The organism is Streptomyces jumonjinensis, assembly GCF_009600885.1.
In the GTDB taxonomy this organism is placed as follows: domain Bacteria; phylum Actinomycetota; class Actinomycetes; order Streptomycetales; family Streptomycetaceae; genus Streptomyces; species Streptomyces jumonjinensis.
Window position 1 is genome coordinate 53,454 of record NZ_VCLA01000120.1, and the last position, 16,781, is coordinate 70,234.

Here is a 16,781-nt window from a genome sequence, read left to right on the forward strand (position 1 = left end):
CGGCGCGTACCGGGCGAGCAGCCGGTCGAAGTAGTCAGGCATCCGCACACAGCTCCAGGTAGTAGCGACGCCGCAGCGGGCTGAGGGCCAGAATCTCCGGTTCGCTCCACCCGTAGGCGGTCGCGAGCAGATGGACGTCGAGCAGCAGATCCCGTGCCCAGTGATCGACTTCGGCCCAGAGGCAGGAGGCGATGTCCAGCTCGGCGGCGGTGGTCCCGCCGCAGGCGGGGCAGGCCACGTTCAGCGTCGTCCCGGCCGCCGGGTCGGCTTCCTCGGCCGCCTCCGCGAGCCGCCGCTCCATCTCCTCGGGCAGCGGCAGTGCGGCGAGCCGCTCCGGTGGGACGGCCGCCCCGTCCCGTACCGCCGAGAGCGTGCAGCGCCGCAGCAGCAGCCGGCGGGCCGCGGCCGGATCGGGCGAGGCCGCCGCCGCGGTGACGTCGGCGACGGTGGGAAGCCGGAACTCGACCGTCCACTCGCCCTCGGTCACCCGCAGCGGCCCCTTCGGCGCGTGCGCGGCGGCGCCCAGCAGCGTCGTGTCGAGGTCGAACTCCATCGCCTCCCCGCAGGCTCCGCACTCCACCCGTACCTGCATGCGCTCTCCGAACAGCGACCGGCGCAGCGCGAGGAGATCGGTCTCCCGCGCACCGGCGGGCAGGGACAGCAGCTCGGCGTCGGCGGCCCCGGGCCGGGCCGCCCGGTGCAGCAGCCAGGACCGCTCCGCCTCCTGCCGCGCCAGCCCGTCCTCCCAGGCGGCGAGCAGCTCGGCGGGTCCCGTCGGCGTCATCGCCCAACCCCTCTCCGGTGCACGGGCGCTGTTCAGACCGGGTTGGTGAAGCTGGGCTCGACGGGCTCCTCGACCTCGTAGTCGCGTTCCCAGCCCTCGCATTCGAGCTTGACGCTCTGGATCGCGACCGCGTTCGCGTTGGCGTCCAGTTCGCCGAGGACCTGGTATTCGCTCACCCAGGCCCGGTACAGCTTGTGGGAGACGGCGACCTGCCCGGCTTCGTTGAGGACCTGGATGATGATGTCCTTGCGGAAATCCCGCAGTGAGACCTCCGAGCCGAGCCCGGCGCCCACCTGCCAGACCTTGTTGGCCCAGCGGTCGAACTCCGCGTCATGGGTGACACCGCGTTCGAGCGTCACACCTTCGAATTCCGAGCGGCCCGGAGATTTCCGCGGCGAGCTGGGGTCGCCGCCGTTACGGTGTTTGACCACCTCGGTGGTGCGCTTGAGGGGGCTGATCTTGCTGATGCCCGCGACCGTCCGGCCGTCCCACAGGACCAGGAACTTGAAATTCTTGTAGGGGTCAAAGCGATGGGCGTTGACCTGGAACTCAGCCATCGATTTCCTTTGTGTTCCGTTTCTCGGGTGACGACAGGCTTCCCCTGGCTAGGCGAGGGCGGACTCCTCGGCGATCTGCTGGATCTTCACGATGACGAACTCCGCCGGTTTGACCGGCGCGAAGCCGACCACGACATTGACGGTTCCGCGTTCGATGTCGGCCGCTGTGGTGGTGTCCTTGTCGCATTTGACGAAGTACGCCTCCCGGGGGGTGCCGCCCTTGAAAGCGCCCAACCGGAAGAGATCGTTCAGGTAGGAGGAGGCGTTGAGCCGGATCTGCTGCCACAGCTGCTCGCCGTTGGGTTCGAAGACCACCCAGCGCAGACCGCGGTAGAGGCTCTCCTCGATATGGAGCGCGAGCCGGCGCACCGGCACGTACTTCCACTCGTCGCTCAGGTCGTCCGCGCCCGCGAGGGTGCGCGCTCCCCACACCAGCGGGCCGGCCACGGGGAAGGAGCGCAGGCAGTTGACGCCCAGGGGGTTGAGGAGTCCGTTCTCCCGGTCGGTGAGGGCCACGGTCGTCGAGTGCACCCCCGAGAGCCGTGCCTCGGTGCCGGCCGGGGCCTTCCACACCCCGCGTTCGCCGTCCGTGCGGGCGATCACCCCGGCGATCGCGCCGGAGGGCGGGAAGGCGCGCAGCCTGCCGGTGAGCGGATCGGTCAGCTGGAGCTGGGGGAAGTACAGCGCCGCGTGACCGTCGCGTACGGAGTCGAACGCGGCGATCCCGGCGCGTGCGGCGTCCACGCTGCCCCACGCCGACGGCGCGTCCACGAGCAGGAAGATCCGCTGCTGCCGGCAGAGCTGTTCGGCGGCCGAGACCACGGTGACCATGGACTCGGTGGAGTCGTACGCCGCCAGTTCCGGCAGGGAGAGCAGATTGACGTCGGCGACATCGCGCAGCGCCTGGAGACCGGTCCTGCCGGACTCGCTGCCGATGAGGTCGCGCGGTCCGGGCGGGTCGCCGTCACGGCCGCCGGCGAGGGGGAAGACGGGCGGGTTGACGGAGGCCTCAAGGCCCAGGTCGTTGGCGCACTCGCCGATGAAGCGCACCACGTCGTCCGGGTCGGTCGAGCCGGCGACGACCTGGATCCGCCGGCCGAAGGCGGTGACCTCGGCGCCGGCGTAGGCGTGCTTGCCGGGGGCGTCGGGCAGGGCGCGCAGCTTCCGCTCCAGCAGCAGGGCGAGCCCGGTGACATCGGTGGGCGGGTCGCCGTCGTGGTCCGGCTCGTGGAGGGTGAACTCCCGTTCGACGTCGCCGATCTTGACCTTCAGCTCGACCCCGAGGTCGGGGAGCTCGGCGGCGAAGGGCTTGGAGACCGTGCCGGAGGGGTCGGGACGGTCCTCGTCCAGCGCCTTGACGCGTACCAGTGCGGAGGCGGAGTTGACGACCGTCTCCGCGAAGCGGCCGTGGCCGGGGCTCATCGACAGCCCGGTGAACGACTCGCGGGCTCCGCCGCGCGGGTCGAGGACCTGGAGGTTGAAGGTCGAGTCCGGGGCCGCGGTGTCGTGGTCGACGACGACCCGCAGGCCCGATCCCCAGACTCCCGGTTCCTTGGCGCGGACCTCCAGGACCGGGCACGCGCTGTGCCCTTCGGTGGAGTCGAGCACGACCCGGGCCTCCTCGCCGGTGCCGCTTCTGGCCACCCGGACGACGACCGCCACCGCGCCGCCGTTGCCGAAGAACTGGTGCACCGCGTAGCCGACGGCGCTGCGGGAGGTGAGTCCGCCGAAACGGCGCTCGAATTCCGCGAAGCTGGTGATGCGTACCGGCTGATTGAGCGGCCCGCGCCGGGTGTGCCCCACGAACGCGGTCACCGATGTGGTGACCGAGGCGATGGTGCGGACAGTGCCGGGAAGTTCTTCGATGTATACGCCGGGATAGCCCATGTGCGTAGGCATTCCCCCTCCATTCCCTTCGCGCACCAAGATATGGGGAGGGGAGGTGAAGAGAGTGAACGCAGACGCTGAATCATTGATGCGTACTCTTCGAATATCCCCCGTCGCACACCCCGTGCGATATCGGTCTCGCCGGGCCGTCGGCATGCGCGTGTGCTTGTGGCTCCTGATGCATGAGTGCCTCTCGGAGTCTTGTTCGCGCCAGGGCGGACGGTCAAGGGTTGATTTCGGTCAGTCAATGATCATTTCCAGGGTGTCGTCCTGGACGGTATTTTGATCTGGTCGAGGAGATATCACGCGTGAATATGAAGATGAATTCACGAACGCTTCACGGCAAACTCGAACCGGGTGTGGATCGTTCGAACGGCGTCGGTGGCGGTGTGCCGTGAAGGAGGGACCGGCGGGCGGGAGCCGCGAATCCACCCGCGGGCCGCGCCCTCCGCGAGCGGCCCGAAATCGCGCGGTGATGCCCCGACCGGGTCCAAGGGTGGCGCCGACACCGGGGCCCCGGCGGTCGAGGTCGTGTCTTCAGCCGGGCACAGCCGGTACGCGAGCCCGGCGGACAGTCGGCGCTCCGCTGAGAGCGGAGATCACCGAGAGCGTAGAACAGGCCGTCAGGCGGGGGTTCCCGGTTACGTTCGCCGCATGGAGATCATCGAATTGACCCCCCGGCTTCATATGCTCCGCTTCCCCATCGGCCAGGCCTATCTCTGGCGCGACGAAGAGGGGCTGACCCTGATCGACGCGGGCTGGGCCGGCGCCGCCCCCGAGATCGAGGCCGGTATCCGGGGTGTGGGGCTCCGCCCGGAGGATGTCCGCCGTATCGTGCTCACCCACTGCCATCGTGACCATGTGGGCGCGGCGGGCGAACTCGCCGCCCGCCACGGCTCCGAGATACTCGCGCACCGGCTGGACGCCCCGGTGATCCGAGGGGAGGCCGAGACGCCCGAACCCGTGCTGCTCGCATGGGAGCGACCGCTGTACGAGCACGGACTCACCGTGCCGCCGGCCCCGGCCACCCGGGTCGACCGGGAGCTGTCGGACGGTGACGAGCTGGGCTTCGGCGACGGCGCGCGGGTGATCCACACACCGGGACACACCGACGGTTCGATCGCGGTCCATCTGCCGTCGCACGGTGTGCTGTTCACCGGCGACACGGTGGCGTCCGTGCAGGGGGCGATGCTCGGCGTGTTCCATGTCGACCGGGAACAGGCCAAGGCGTCGATGCGCCGGCTCGCCGGGCTCGCGCCGTCCGTCGTCTGCTGCGGACACGGCGACCCGCTCATGGACGAAGCGGCGCTGGCACTGAAGGAGGCAGCGGTCCGGGACGCCGGAGCGTAGGCGGGTACGGCGGGTGGAGCGAGTTCACGCCAACCCGGACGGGCCCATGGCGCGTACCACTGGTGCGCGGGAATCCGGCGTGGTACCAGTCCCTCAGCACGGGCGGGCCCCCATGGCGCCGCCGGTGGCCCGAGGAGGGGTATGCGCGACCCCGGGAACGGTGAAGGAGGACCCCGCCGGACGAGGCCACGCCCGTCGGCCGCCGCTCTCTGCCCGGCGACCGCTCCGGCGACGCGGCCGACCCGCCGCCCACCAGAGCGGACCGAACCGGTCCCGCCGAAGCCGCGGTCGTCGCCCGCCCCTTCACGACCGGAGTGACACAGGAGCGTGAACAGCTGTGAACACCTCGTACACGATGGCGTCCGCGCCGGGGGCGCTTCCCCTGCTCGGTCACACCCTCGCATTCGCCCATAAGCCGCTGGAGTTCATCAGCGGCCTGCCGGCCCACGGCGATCTGGTGCGCGTCAAGCTCGGCCCGCTGACCGTGCATGTGGTCTGCCATCCCGATCTGGTCCACCGGGTCCTGACCGAGGACCGGGTCTTCGACAAGGGCGGGCCCGTCTTCGAAAAGCTCCGGGAGGTGGGGGGCGACGGTGTGATCAGCTGTCCCGCCCAGGCCCACCGCCGTCAGCGCCGGCTCGTTCAGCCCGCCTTCCACCGGGCGCGTATGCCCGGGTACGCGGGCGTGATGGCCGAGGAGATCACCGCGCTCACCGACGAGTGGCGGCACGGCCAGGTGCTGGACGTCCCCGCCACCATGTACCAGCTCACCACGGCCGTGACCACCCGGTGCCTGTTCACCCCGGGGAAGCAGGACACCGCCGGTCTCCCCGAGCTCTACGACAGCATCGACGCCGTCACCCGGGGCATCAACCGGCGGGCCATGCTGCCCGTGCCGATGGCCGACAAGCTCCCCACCCCCGGCAACCGCCGCTATGAGCGGGCCCGGAGCCATCTGACGCGCGTCACCGAGACGCTGATCGCGGGCCACCGGGCGAAAGGGCTCGACCAGGGCGATCTGCTCTCCGTGCTGCTCGCCCCCCAGGACGACGCGAGTCCCGGCCTGACCGACGCCGAGATCCACGCCCAGGTCATCAACTTCCTCATGGCCGGAGTCGAGACGACCGCCGGACTGCTGTCCTGGGCATGGCATCTGGTCGGCACCCATCCCGCCGTCCGGGACCGGCTCCAGGCGGAGGTCGACTCGGTCCTCGGCGGCCGTCCGGCCCAGCACGCCGATCTGCCCGCTCTGGAGCTGACCGGTCGCGTTCTCACGGAGGCGCTGCGGCTGTACCCGCCGGCCTGGCTGCTCACCCGGAGCATGACCACCGGCGCCGAACTGGGCGGACACCATCTGCCCGCGGGCGCCACCATCATGTTCAGCGCCTACCAGGTCCACCGCCGGGCGAGCGTGTACCCCGACCCGGAGCGCTTCGACCCCGATCGCTGGCGCGACACCAGGAAGCCTCCGCCGGGCACACTGCTCCCCTTCGGCGGCGGCCCCCGCAAATGCATCGGCGACACCTTCGCCACCGTCGAAGCGACCCTCGCCCTCGCGACCATCGCCGCGCGCTGGCAGCTCGATCCCGTACCCGGCCCGCGCGTTCACCCCGCGCGGCGCATCACCCTCATACCCGACAAGCTGACCATGCGCCTGAGCGAACGCGGCGCCGCGTGACCGGAGGGGCCTGAGCGGGGGAAGGTCCCGAGCGGGGAAGGCCACGGCGGCGGGGCCCGGGGCCGGGCCCCGCGGCTTCAGGCCTGGTGAAGCACCAGATCGGCGGCCTTCTCCCCGATCATGATGGTCGGGGCGTTGGTGTTGCCGGACGGCACCGAGGGCATGACGGACGCGTCCGCGACCCGCAGCCCCGGGACACCGTGGACCCGGAGCTCCGGATCGACGACGGACAAGGAGTCCTGCCCCATCCGGCAGGTGCCCACCTGATGGTGGTAGGTGCCCACCGCGCGCCGTACATAGGCGCGCAGATCGTTCCGTGTGCGCGCCCGGGGCCCCGGCGCCGCCTCCGCCCGGTACCAGTCGGCGAAATGACCGGAGTTGCCGATCTCCCGGCTCAGCTCCACCGCGTCCACCAGCGACTCCAGATCATGCGGCTCCGCCAGCACCCCGGGGTCGAGCAGCACGGCGGCCTCGGGGTCGGCCGACGCGAGGCGCAGCGTGCCCCGGGAGAGCGGACGTACGAGACCGGGGGCGATGGTGTAGCCGTGCTCGGGCGCCGGATACGACTCGGCGGGGTAGACCAGGTGCAGAAAGACCGGCTGGAGATCGGGTCCGGGCCGCCGGCTGTCGGTGGCCGCGAAGAGCTGGCTCTCCAGCACATTCGCCCTGCCCGGGGGGAGCGGGCGGGATGCCTCGTACACATTGCTCACCAGCAGATGGTCATGGAGGTTCTCGCCGACGCCCGGCAGCTCCACGGTCACCTCGACACCGGTCCGCCGCAGATGGGCGGCGGGGCCGATGCCGGAGAGCAGCAGCAGCTGGGCCGAGCCGACCACCCCCGCGGACAGAATCACCTCGGAGGCGGCGTACGCCCGGTGGGTCATGCCGCCGAGCGCGTACTCCACGCCGACGGCCCGGCCCCGCTCCAGCAGCACCCGGTGCGCCCGCGCACCCGTGCTCACCCTCACCAGGGGACGCCCGGCGACCGGAGCCATGAAACTCCGCCAGGCGCTCATCCGCCGGCCGTCGCGGACCGTGACATGGTTGAAGCCGACGCCGGTCATCCGCTCGCCGTTGAAATCGTCGGTCGGCGGATGCCCCAGGCTCAGCGCCGCGGCCACGAACGCCTCGGCGGCGGGATGCCGGTCGGTGATCCGGCTGACCGGCAGCGGGCCGCCCTGACCGTGCCAGGCGCTGGGGCCGTCGAGATGGTCCTCGGAGCGGAGGAAGTAGGGGAGCACGCTCTCCCAGTCCCAGCCGGGGCAGCCGCCGTACGCCCAGGAGTCGTAGTCGCTGCGGTGGCCCCGGATGTAGATCATGCCGTTCAGCGAGCTGCTGCCGCCGAGCACCCTCCCGCGCGGCCAGTACAGCCGGCGGTCGTCGGCGTGCCGCTGGGGGACGGTCGTCAGCGCCCAGTCCGGCGGTGAGCGCAGCAGTGCGGGCCAGCCCTGCGGGCTGTGCACCAAGGGGTCGTCGTCGGCCGGGCCCGCCTCCAGGATGTGCACCGAGAACCCCTGGTCGATCAGGCGCCGGGCGATCACACTGCCCGCCGACCCCGCGCCGACGATCACATAGTCGTGCTCTGTCCGGCTCTGCTTCGGCATGTGCTCAGCTCCTCGCCTCGACACGCGCGGTCCGTGGGCCCGAGTCGGCGCCTGGTGAGTATATGAGCCCAGGGGCGGGGGAGTTGACCGCCCGCCGTGCCGAGTACGCGCCGACTCCCGCCCGGCGAAATCCGGCGCACGGCGGCGCATGGCGGCGCGGTCCGGCCCCGCGCGTGGGCGTCGGCGCCGTGCTCAGGGCGCGCGATCGAGAGGCGACCCCGCCGTCCTGCCGGGCCCGCGCAGCCGGCCGGAGACCCGCCGGGGCCGGGGCGGCAGACGCAGGAGCTCATCCAGGGCTGTGCCGTCCTCGGCCCAGCGGCGCAGCCGGTCCCGGTCGACCCAGTGGACGCCGTACTGGTCTCCCCAGGCCATGGCGGAGCGGGTGAAGGCGCCGTTGGTGATGACGACCGCGTGATCGGCGCCGTGGACGGGCCCGGCGGTGCCGTTCACCACGTACATCACCGACGAGGTGACCTTTCCGCCCACCCGGGTGAGCTTGGCCTGTACGACGATCCGGCCGCGCCGGGTGTGCTCGCCTATGACATCGGCGGCCTGATCCCCGCCGCGGCCCACCTTGCGGGCGGGCCAGCCGTCCCGGATCAGCAGATCCCGCAGCGCGTACTCGAACTCCTGGTCGTCCATGGCGTCGAACTGGGCCAGGGTGATCCTCAGCTGGGCGAGCCGCCGGGCGCGGCGGCGTCGGACGGCCGCGAACCGTGCGATCCGCCGCACCGGCGCGGACAGCGCCAGCAGGGCGGCGGGCAGCGTGAGGGGCCAGTAGTCCAGCAGCGTATGAGCGGCGGCCGTGATCAGCTGAACCGCCGCCACCGCCATGGCCAGGGCGACGACCCCTGCCGCGAGGACCTCGGCCGCGCCGCGCGGACGGCGCGGCCATGGCCGTCGCCGCGCCATCAGCGCTCCGCCGACGCGGGGGCGGAGGCGGAGGCGCCCGGCCGTGGACCCGGCTGCCCGGACCCGGACTCGCCCGACCCGGACAACTGCCCCCACAGCAGGAGTCCGGCTGCGAGCCCTGCGATCGTCCAGCCGCTCATCCGCTTCGCGCCGCCCCCGCGCCCGGGATTGCGGCGCACATGGCTACGTACGACGTGATACCCCTCCGGAACCTTCGGCACAGCCGTTCCCCTCCCGCCGGCGGGCCGCGGCGCGACCCGTCCCTGACATCGGTTTAGCAGCGGGCACCGACAGAAACCGGCGGGTCATCAGGGGATCGCGTCCGGCAGGAGGGCCATCCGGCCATCCGCATCATCCCGCCCGCCTCCGGGCTGTCTCCGGCCTGACCTCGGCGGATCGACCGCGCCCAGCGGATCCGGCAGTCCGAACCGCGCTCCCGGCTCCCTGGGCCTGTCTCCCGGAGACCGGCCTCACCTGCGGGAAAGCCCCCTCGCCGGCTCCCCGGGGCACGAGCGTGGAATGGCGAGAAGCGACGGCGCGCACTGCATCAGATGATGCACCGGTGCATATCGCCGGTCGGTCGCCGGGGCTCCTCCGAGCCCGGGGCACGGGAGGCGGCCCCACCTCGATGCGGACGTCTCAGTGCGGCGCGGTCGGAACCGGACGCTCGGGGACCGCCGGCGGCGCGGCTCCCGGGTGCGCTGTCGCCCGCATGGCGGGGGAGCCGAAGCGCGCCAGGCAGTGCCAGACCTTTTTGAGCGCCTGCGGGTCGTGGCGGCCGGTGCGGGCGGCGGCGCCGATGATCCGGGGATCGAGCCGGCCGTCCACCGCGAGCCCGGCGCCCAGCTCCACGTACTCCTGTCCGCGGTACTCCGGGTGGCGTCTCAGCTCCGCCACGGTGAGCCGGAAGCCGGGGTGCCACTCGACGGGGCAGGGAAGCCGGCGGGCCGCGGCTTCCACGGCGGTGCCGCGGAAGCTGGCGTCCAGGACCAGCGCCTCCATGTCGCGGTCGAGCCGGACCGGTCCGTGGATGTGCGCCTCGATATGCCCGTCCAGGGCGTCGAGGCCGCCGGTCCTGGCCGGCTCGATGAGCGCGAAGCGGGTCGCGACGCCGAAGTCCGAGGGCTCGGTGCAGCTGTCCGGATAGCAGAAGGTGGCGCGCGCAACGGCGTCGGCGGTGAGTCTGAAGTGAGAGGAGCCGAATCGCGGCGCTCCGCCGATGGGCTCGTCGCGATGGTTGAGCGCGCCGTAGACAGGGCGCTCGGACGCGGTGGCGTCGTCGTAGGCGCCGCCGAAGATACGGCTCTCCCAGCGCCACCGGTCCCCGCCCGGGTAGGCGGTGAGGCCGCCGTTGCCGGTGCCGGTCACGAACTGCGAGTAGTAGAGGCCGTCTTCCGCCATCTGGCGCAGGACAGGGCGGTCACCCGCCGTCCGGTCGGGGTGGAAGTTGATCGTCAGCCGCAGCCGGGAGTCGAGCGGGCCTCCCGACGAGAGGGCCGCGACATGGCTCAGAGCCGCCTCCCGGCGCGACCGGGACATGTCAGCACTCATGACCGCAGTGTGCCCCGGCAGGGCTCTCCGCCACATCCGCATTATGGCCGGGCGCCGACTTCCCCGGGACCCCGGATCCGGCTACCCGGGAGCTCGGACCCGGCTGTCCCGGGACCCCGGCCACCCCGGGAGCCCCGGTCGGCGAACCGGCCGGGGCCTGTCGTCCCGCTGTTCGGGAGCCGTGGCTCAGAACTGAACATCCGAACAGGCGTAGAAGGCGTTGCCGGTGTCCGCGATCGTCCAGACCGCGAGGATCAGATGCTTGCCGGACCGCTGGGGAAGGGTGCCGGAGTGGCTCACCGTCTCGCCCGGCTGAACCCCGCCGAACGGAACGGTCAGGAAGGGCTGGGACTCCAGCGCGGCCCGGGTCAGCGGCTGGGAGGGGTTGTACCCGGCCTTGGTGATGTAGTAGCGGAAGTCGGTCGTGGCGTGCCGGGCGGTGAACCGCCAGGTGAAGTTCTGGCTCCGGCCGCTGCTGACGGAGGTGGCGGGCCAGGCTCCGCCGCGAGGATCGTCCAGCTGGGAGAAGCGGGAGAGACCGCCGGAGCAGAGCGTGCCATCGGCGGGTCCGGCGGCGGGGAAGCCTTTAGGGCCCTCGACGCTCTGCGGTTCCCAGATGATCGAGCCGCAGTTCTTGACGGTGCCGTTGCTGCAGAGCTTCTGGCGGCTGATGGGGGATTCGGTGTAGCCGTGGCCCTGAGCACTGCCGGACACCGCGAAGAGAGAGGTGCCGACGACGCCGAGGCCGAGCAGTAATGAGGTCAACTTTCTGCGCATGCTTCCTCCAGTGGGGAGGCCGTGGGGGGCCGTGGGGGGATGGGAGGCTGAGCTCAACGCTGCGGTCTAGACCAAGTCCGAGAATAACCCTTATGCTTGATCATGTCCATATCAATTACAAGGGTGTGAAGGCAAGCCCGACCCCGATGCTGTCCCGAACCGGTCACCTCTCACGCGGCGAGGCGTTCGCACGACGCGCCGCGCGGTAGGCCCTCGGCGTCGTACCCGTCAGCCGCCCGAAGTGGCGGCGCAGCTGCGCCGCGGAGCGGAACCCCGTCCGCTCCGCGATCCGCTCCACCGGTTCCTCTCCCTCACCCAGCAAGGTCCGGGCCCGCTCCAGCCGGATCCGCAGCAGATGCTGAAGCGGGCCGGCCCCGGTCCGCGCCAGGAAGCGGCGGTTCAGGCTGCTGACGCTGATCCCCGCGTGCGCGGCGATGTCCGCGAGGGTCAGCGGAAGGTGGAGACGGGCCTCCATCCAGCGGATGGTCGGTTCGAGACCCGCGCTGTCCGTCAGCTCCTGGTCGATGCGCTCCTGGACGCCGTCCGCGTCGGTGTGCAGGGGAGCGATGAGCTCCCGGGAGGTCTCTCCGGCCACCCGCTCGCCGTGGTCCTGGCGGAGAAAGCTCAGACAGACGTCCAGGCCGCCGAAGACCCCCGCCGAGGTGACGCAGGGACCGTCGCAGACGGCCGTGCCGAGCGGATCGACCTCGATCAGGGGGTGACGCCGCGCGAGCTCCTCGGTGTGCCGCCAGCCGGTGGTGGCACACCGCCCGTCGAGCAGACCGGTCGCCGCGAGCGTGAACACCCCGGTTCCGACCGCGCCGATACGGCCCCCCCGGGCCACGGCCGCACGGAGCGCTTCGAGAACCTCCGCGCCAGGCCCGTCGCGGTAGCCGTCGTGGCCGGGCAGGAACACGATGTCCGCTTCCGCGAGGTGCTCCAGGCCCCAGGGCGTGGTGATGCGAAGAGGCGCGGGCGCCCCGGTGACGGTGACTCCCGGGCCGGTGCAGATCCGTACCTCATGGGCCACATCGGGGAACTCCCGGGCGGCGGCGCCGAACACCAGCCCGGGGACGGTGAGCTGATGCCCGGGGACCCCGTCGAGGGCGAGAACGGCTATCACTGACATATCCCGGAATATACCGAAGCAGAGTGGATGGGATGGGCCGGGCGGGGCCCGGACCGGCGCGCGCACGGCGGGACGGCCCGGGCCCGGCGCACCGGGGATCAGCCGTCGCCGCGGATGGTCTTCCGGATCCAGTCCGCGTAGGCCGGCACATTGCTGTAGAGACCCGGCCCGGTCGCACAGCGCGGGTCCGTGTCACCGTCACCCGAGGTGGTTCCGATCAGTTCCCACCGTCCGCCCTTGCCGCGCTTGATCTGCGGACCGCCGGAGTCCCCGATGCACGCCATGGCGTTCGGCACCTGGCTGGGGGTGCAGAGCCGGGTCTTCCCCGACCGGCCGTCGCACTCGGCGTCGGACCCCCTGCGGGTTTCGAGCTGCTGAAGCCGCTCCGGGAACTTCGCTTCCTCGACCTTGGTCGTGTCGACGGTGGTGCCGAAGCCCAGCAGCCGGGTGGGTGTGCCGACCCGTCCGGGGCTCTTCGCGATACGGATGGACTTCCCGGCGACCGGTCGGTCCAGGCGCAGCAGCGCGAGGTCGTCCACATTGGGGCCGCCGTCCTCGCTCACCTGATAGCCCGGATGCGTCACCGTCGTGTCGATGGTCCGGACCGTCCCCCCGGAGCTGCGCTTCTCGCTGCCGATCCGGATCTTCCCGGTCGGCTCCACGAGCCTCGGATCGACGCAGTGGGCCGCCGTCAGCACCCACCGCGGATCGATGAGCGTGCCACCGCATCCGCCGTCGAAACCCTTCATCGGAATCGACGCCATGAACGGGTAGCGCTCGCTGGAGTCCTCTCCGTTGACGATGGCTACGGCGGTGCCGGTCATCGCCGTGGCGCTGAGGACGGACGCGGCGCAGACCGCCGCCGCGGCCTTCGCCACGCGGCGAAGCGGAGAACTGACGCTGAACACAGGGGTGCCCCTTCTCTCGGATGTACGGGAACGGCGGCCGGGCGGGGAATCCCTCGTTCCCGGCTTTCGTACCGCCCATACTCCGTGGCCGCCGGGACCCGAAACAGCGGCCTGAACATCACCATGGGCTAAATTCTGGACATGTCAGTGATAGCCGTCCTCGCCCTCGACGGGGTCCCCGGGCATCAGCTCACCGGGCCCGGACTGGCCTTCGGAACCGCCGTACGGCACCATCCGAGGGTCGCCTACGACCTGCGGTTCTGCGGTGCCCCCGGCCTGCGTGCGACCGGCTCCCCGGCCCCGTTCGGCATCGAGACGCCCTGGGGGCTCGATGGCCTGGAGGACGCCGACACCGTCCTGCTGCCCGGCCATGACGGCTTCCGGGACGAGCCGCCCGCCGAAGTCGCCGACGCGCTCCGGGCCGCCGTCGCCCGGGGCAGCCGTATCGGCGCGTTCGGCACCGGGACGTTCACCCTCGCCGCCACCGGGCTGCTCGACGGCCGCCGGGCCGCCACCAGTCGCCAGCACTCCGGGGAACTGGCGAGGCTGCACCCCCGTCTCACGGTCGACCCGAGCGGCTCGGTGGTCGTGGACGGGCCGTTCCACAGCGGAGCGGGGGTCCTCGGCGGCCTCGACGTCTGTCTGCGTCTGATCACCCTGGACCACGGCGTCCAGGTCGCCGTCGAAACCGAGCGGCAGCTCTTCATGCAGCTCCACGACCCGGCCGAACCGGCGGCCCGGGACGGCGGACTCCCGGGCGCCGCGTCCTACAGCGCCGTCGCCGGACCCGGCAGCGGCCTGGCGGCCACCACGGCCTGGATGGCGGCCCGGCTCGACCGCCCGCTGACCCTCGACGACATCGCCGCCCACGCGGGCCTCACCGTCCGCAGCCTCAACCGGCGCTTCCGCGCCGAGACCGGGCTGACACCGCTCCAGTTCCTGCTCCGTGCCCGTGTCCAGCTGGCGCAACGGCTGCTGGAACGGGGAGACGAGCCGGTCGAGCGCATCGCGGCACAGACGGGGCTCGGTACGCCCGCCAATCTGCGCCATCACTTCCTGCGCTTCACGGGCACCAGCCCCAGCGTCTACCGGACGGCTTTCCGCTCGCTCGTCTCCACGGTGACCTGGGCGGACCGGGGCGCCCCCGAGCCCGCCCCCACCCGGCACGAGCCCGTCCGCCGTGGCGCGGACGCACCGAACGGGGGCCGGAACTGAGTCCTACAGATCCTGATCGACGCCGGCCAGGAGCCAGCGGCCATCGGTCTTCCGGAACTGGAACGCATGGGACGACACCATGGGCAGATCCTCGGCGGAGCCTTCGACGGCCGGGTCCTCGTACTCCGGATAGGTCATCTGATCGAACCGGGCCTCGGCCCAGTCCTCGGTGATCAGATCCACCTCGACCGAGCTGAGCTCGACCTCCGCCCCGCTCCAGCCCTTGCCCTCGGCGGCGGACGCCCGCGCGTCCTCGGCTCGCCGGGCGTAGGAACCGCGCAGCTCCTTCGCGACGGCAGGGGTGGCCCCGACCGGCTCCGGGGCCGACTGCTCACGGCCCACGGCGGAGGCGAGGTCCGCGCGCTGCTGGATGATGGAGCGGGCCGCTCGCTCGATGGACGCGCGGTCGGCGTCGTCGTCGTACTCCCTCACTCCGAAGAAGACGGCGGGCGGCCCGACCATGAGCACGGCGATGCCGACACCCATCGCGATCCTGAGCTTCTTGCTCCCCATAGAAACCATCCCCCCTGGTCACCGGTGCTAGCGAGCATAAACGATCTCGCGATCAGACGGCCTCGGCGTCGTAGAAGCAGAAGTGGTCCTTGATCTCGGCCACCCCGGGCTCGGGGTTCGGATAGGCCCAGACGAGATCGTCGGCGCCGGGCGCCGACCAGTAGTCGGCGTCGCCCTTGAAGGGGCAGTGGGTGTGGGTGTCGGAACGGGTCAGCAGATCGGTCCGCACATCCCCGGCGGGCAGGTAGTAGCGGACCGGACAGCCCGTCTCCCGCAGTACGAGGGGCCGTCGGCTCTCGGCGAGCAGCACCCCGTCCCGTACGACCCGTACATGCTCGCTGCCCTGCTCGACGGTGATGCGGTGTCCAGAAGTCATATCTCTGTCAGCGCGCGGGCACACGGTCTTGTTCCCGTTCCCCGGAGCCCGATCAGGTGAATTCACGGGCGTCACGGGCGTCACGGGCGGAGCCCGGCACCCGGTCCCGGCAGGGCTGCGGCGAGCAGGCGCCACAACCCTGCCGGGCTCTGTCCAGCGGGGGACGGTACCGGCCCTCCGGCTCAGGCCGCTGCCTCCACCGTGAAGTTCAGCGCGTACAGGATCGCGGGGAGGACGCCGAGCAGACCGATGAGAGCCCCGATCACGCCGGGGAGGCGATGATGCTGCTTCAGGATCTTCACCAGATAGGCGACGAGTGCGAAGTAGGCGAGAGCCACCAGCACTCCGGCCATGGATGGCATGGTCGGATTCATGGGAGTGGAAGTCTCCTTGCGTGAGTGCCCAGTCCATTGGGAGATGCCGCACGCGCGTGAAGGAGAGACCGTCAACAGCCCTTGGCTAGAGGGCTTCAGCTCACTCCCGATAGCGCTTCGACGCTATGACCGTAGCTCAAGAAGACTCTGCGGGAACAGAGTTGAAGGAAAAAAAGACACGGCGAGGCACCCCGGGAAGCCATCCCGAGAAGCCTCGCCTGTCACAACGCGTCACCGGACTGGGCACGTCCGCAAGTAACACTCCTCCCATCGTGCCCTTGGGAGATATACGATCGATATACGTCAGTCACTGCTGGGCGGAGCACACCAGGAGGTGTCGGTGGAGACGGGGGGGGCGGGTCTGCGCTTCGGCGTGCTGGGGCCGGTGCGCGCCTGGCGTGATGGAGAGGCTCTGCCGTCCGGCTCTCCGCAGCAGCGGGCGCTGCTGGCCGCGCTGCTGCTGCGGGACGGGCGCACCGCGACCGCCGCAGCGCTGATCGACGCCATCTGGGGCGAGGACCCGCCCTCGCAGGCGCTGGCGGCGGTCCGCACCTACGCCTCCCGGCTGCGCAAGATCCTCACCGCGAACGCGCTGGTCAGCGAGTCCGGCGGCTATGCCATACGGGTCAGGCGGGAGTGCCTGGACCTGTTCGTGGCCCAGGAGCTGGCGGCATCGGCGGAGAAGGCGCGGGCGGCCGGCGACCGCAATCAGGCGCGGGCGCAGATCGATAAATCGCTGGGGCTGTGGGACGGCGAGGCGCTGGCCAATGTGCCGGGACCGTACGCCGAGAACCAGCGCGCCCGGCTGGACGAGTGGCGGCTCCAGCTCCTGGAGACCCGGCTCGAACTCGGCCTGGAGGCCGGCTGCCACGCCGAGGCCGTCTCCGAGCTGACCGCGCTCACCGCCGCCCACCCGCTGCGCGAGCGGCTGCGGGAGCTCCTGATGCTCGCGCTGTACCGCAGCGGACGGCAGGCGGAGGCCCTGGCCGTGTACGCGGACACCCGCCGGCTCCTCGCCGAGGAGCTGGGCGTCGACCCGCGCGCCGAGCTCTCCCAGCTCCAGCAGCGCATCCTGCGGGCGGACGAGGAGCTGACCGTCCCCGACTTCACCGGCCGGACCTCTTTCGTACGGGAGCTGAGCGCGCGGCTCTGCGCCCCCGAGGGGT

16 protein-coding genes are annotated in these 16,781 nt (G+C 71.5%); 4 read left to right on the forward strand and 12 right to left on the reverse strand.

Features of this window, described 5'->3' with window-relative positions:
• Positions 1 to 34 precede the first annotated feature (34 nt).
• Genes FF041_RS14010 through FF041_RS14020 form a run of 3 tightly spaced genes read right to left on the reverse strand, consistent with a single transcriptional unit; the run spans position 35 to position 3,240 of the window.
• Entirely contained in the window at positions 35 to 784 is a 750-nt protein-coding gene (locus FF041_RS14010) for a T4 family baseplate hub assembly chaperone (RefSeq protein ID WP_153523151.1), read from the reverse strand.
• Between the two features lie 32 nt (positions 785 to 816).
• A complete protein-coding gene (locus tag FF041_RS14015; protein ID WP_153523152.1) occupies positions 817 to 1,341 on the reverse strand; it encodes a phage tail protein in 525 nt (174 codons plus the stop codon).
• 48 nt (positions 1,342 to 1,389) lie between these two features.
• Positions 1,390 to 3,240, reverse strand: coding sequence for a phage tail sheath family protein (locus FF041_RS14020; protein WP_153523153.1), 1,851 nt, complete (start codon positions 3,238 to 3,240; stop codon positions 1,390 to 1,392).
• A gap of 642 nt (positions 3,241 to 3,882) precedes the next feature.
• Between FF041_RS14020 and FF041_RS14025 the strand changes: the two genes are divergently transcribed.
• Positions 3,883 to 4,578 (forward strand): MBL fold metallo-hydrolase, encoded by a 696-nt coding sequence (locus FF041_RS14025; RefSeq protein WP_153523154.1) that lies wholly within the window; start codon positions 3,883 to 3,885, stop codon positions 4,576 to 4,578.
• Positions 4,579 to 4,915: 337 nt separating this feature from the next.
• Positions 4,916 to 6,256 carry a cytochrome P450 gene (locus FF041_RS14030; RefSeq protein WP_323391849.1) on the forward strand — a complete coding sequence of 447 codons (1,341 nt, stop codon included), beginning with the start codon at positions 4,916 to 4,918 and terminating at the stop codon, positions 6,254 to 6,256.
• Positions 6,257 to 6,333: 77 nt separating this feature from the next.
• Here the strand turns inward: FF041_RS14030 and FF041_RS14035 are convergent, their stop codons facing one another.
• The 6 genes from FF041_RS14035 to FF041_RS14060 all read right to left on the reverse strand — a co-directional run bounded on the left by FF041_RS14035 (position 6,334) and on the right by FF041_RS14060 (position 13,107).
• Complete coding sequence (locus tag FF041_RS14035; protein ID WP_153523155.1) at positions 6,334 to 7,860, reverse strand: GMC family oxidoreductase; 1,527 nt, start codon at positions 7,858 to 7,860, stop codon at positions 6,334 to 6,336.
• A gap of 192 nt (positions 7,861 to 8,052) precedes the next feature.
• Positions 8,053 to 8,772: a restriction endonuclease gene (locus tag FF041_RS14040; RefSeq protein ID WP_153523156.1), complete on the reverse strand. Its 720-nt coding sequence runs from the start codon at positions 8,770 to 8,772 to the stop codon at positions 8,053 to 8,055.
• A 639-nt stretch (positions 8,773 to 9,411) separates the two neighbouring features.
• The gene (locus FF041_RS14045; RefSeq protein WP_153523157.1) at positions 9,412 to 10,323 is read right to left on the reverse strand and encodes a DUF3626 domain-containing protein; all 912 of its coding nucleotides are present in this window, start codon (positions 10,321 to 10,323) and stop codon (positions 9,412 to 9,414) included.
• 186 nt (positions 10,324 to 10,509) lie between these two features.
• Positions 10,510 to 11,100 carry a lytic polysaccharide monooxygenase auxiliary activity family 9 protein gene (locus tag FF041_RS14050; protein ID WP_153523158.1) on the reverse strand — a complete coding sequence of 197 codons (591 nt, stop codon included), beginning with the start codon at positions 11,098 to 11,100 and terminating at the stop codon, positions 10,510 to 10,512.
• Between the two features lie 163 nt (positions 11,101 to 11,263).
• Positions 11,264 to 12,229 carry a GlxA family transcriptional regulator gene (locus FF041_RS14055; RefSeq protein ID WP_153523159.1) on the reverse strand — a complete coding sequence of 322 codons (966 nt, stop codon included), beginning with the start codon at positions 12,227 to 12,229 and terminating at the stop codon, positions 11,264 to 11,266.
• A gap of 98 nt (positions 12,230 to 12,327) precedes the next feature.
• A complete protein-coding gene (locus FF041_RS14060; protein ID WP_323391850.1) occupies positions 12,328 to 13,107 on the reverse strand; it encodes a S1 family peptidase in 780 nt (259 codons plus the stop codon).
• A 171-nt stretch (positions 13,108 to 13,278) separates the two neighbouring features.
• Here FF041_RS14060 and FF041_RS14065 point away from each other — a divergent pair, with 171 nt between their 5' ends.
• On the forward strand, positions 13,279 to 14,352 hold the full coding sequence (locus tag FF041_RS14065; RefSeq protein ID WP_153523160.1) for a GlxA family transcriptional regulator: 1,074 nt from the start codon (positions 13,279 to 13,281) through the stop codon (positions 14,350 to 14,352).
• Between the two features lie 3 nt (positions 14,353 to 14,355).
• On the opposite strand, the gene FF041_RS14070 is transcribed toward FF041_RS14065, so the two are convergent.
• From FF041_RS14070 to FF041_RS14080, 3 genes are all read right to left on the reverse strand, one after another.
• The gene (locus FF041_RS14070; RefSeq protein ID WP_153523161.1) at positions 14,356 to 14,865 is read right to left on the reverse strand and encodes a hypothetical protein; all 510 of its coding nucleotides are present in this window, start codon (positions 14,863 to 14,865) and stop codon (positions 14,356 to 14,358) included.
• A gap of 52 nt (positions 14,866 to 14,917) precedes the next feature.
• Positions 14,918 to 15,241: a DUF427 domain-containing protein gene (locus tag FF041_RS14075; RefSeq protein ID WP_153523162.1), complete on the reverse strand. Its 324-nt coding sequence runs from the start codon at positions 15,239 to 15,241 to the stop codon at positions 14,918 to 14,920.
• A gap of 182 nt (positions 15,242 to 15,423) precedes the next feature.
• On the reverse strand, positions 15,424 to 15,615 hold the full coding sequence (locus FF041_RS14080) for a hypothetical protein (RefSeq protein ID WP_153523163.1): 192 nt from the start codon (positions 15,613 to 15,615) through the stop codon (positions 15,424 to 15,426).
• 340 nt (positions 15,616 to 15,955) lie between these two features.
• Between FF041_RS14080 and FF041_RS14085 the strand changes: the two genes are divergently transcribed.
• On the forward strand, positions 15,956 to 16,781 hold an 826-nt coding region (locus FF041_RS14085; protein WP_407698155.1), incomplete at its 3' end, for an AfsR/SARP family transcriptional regulator.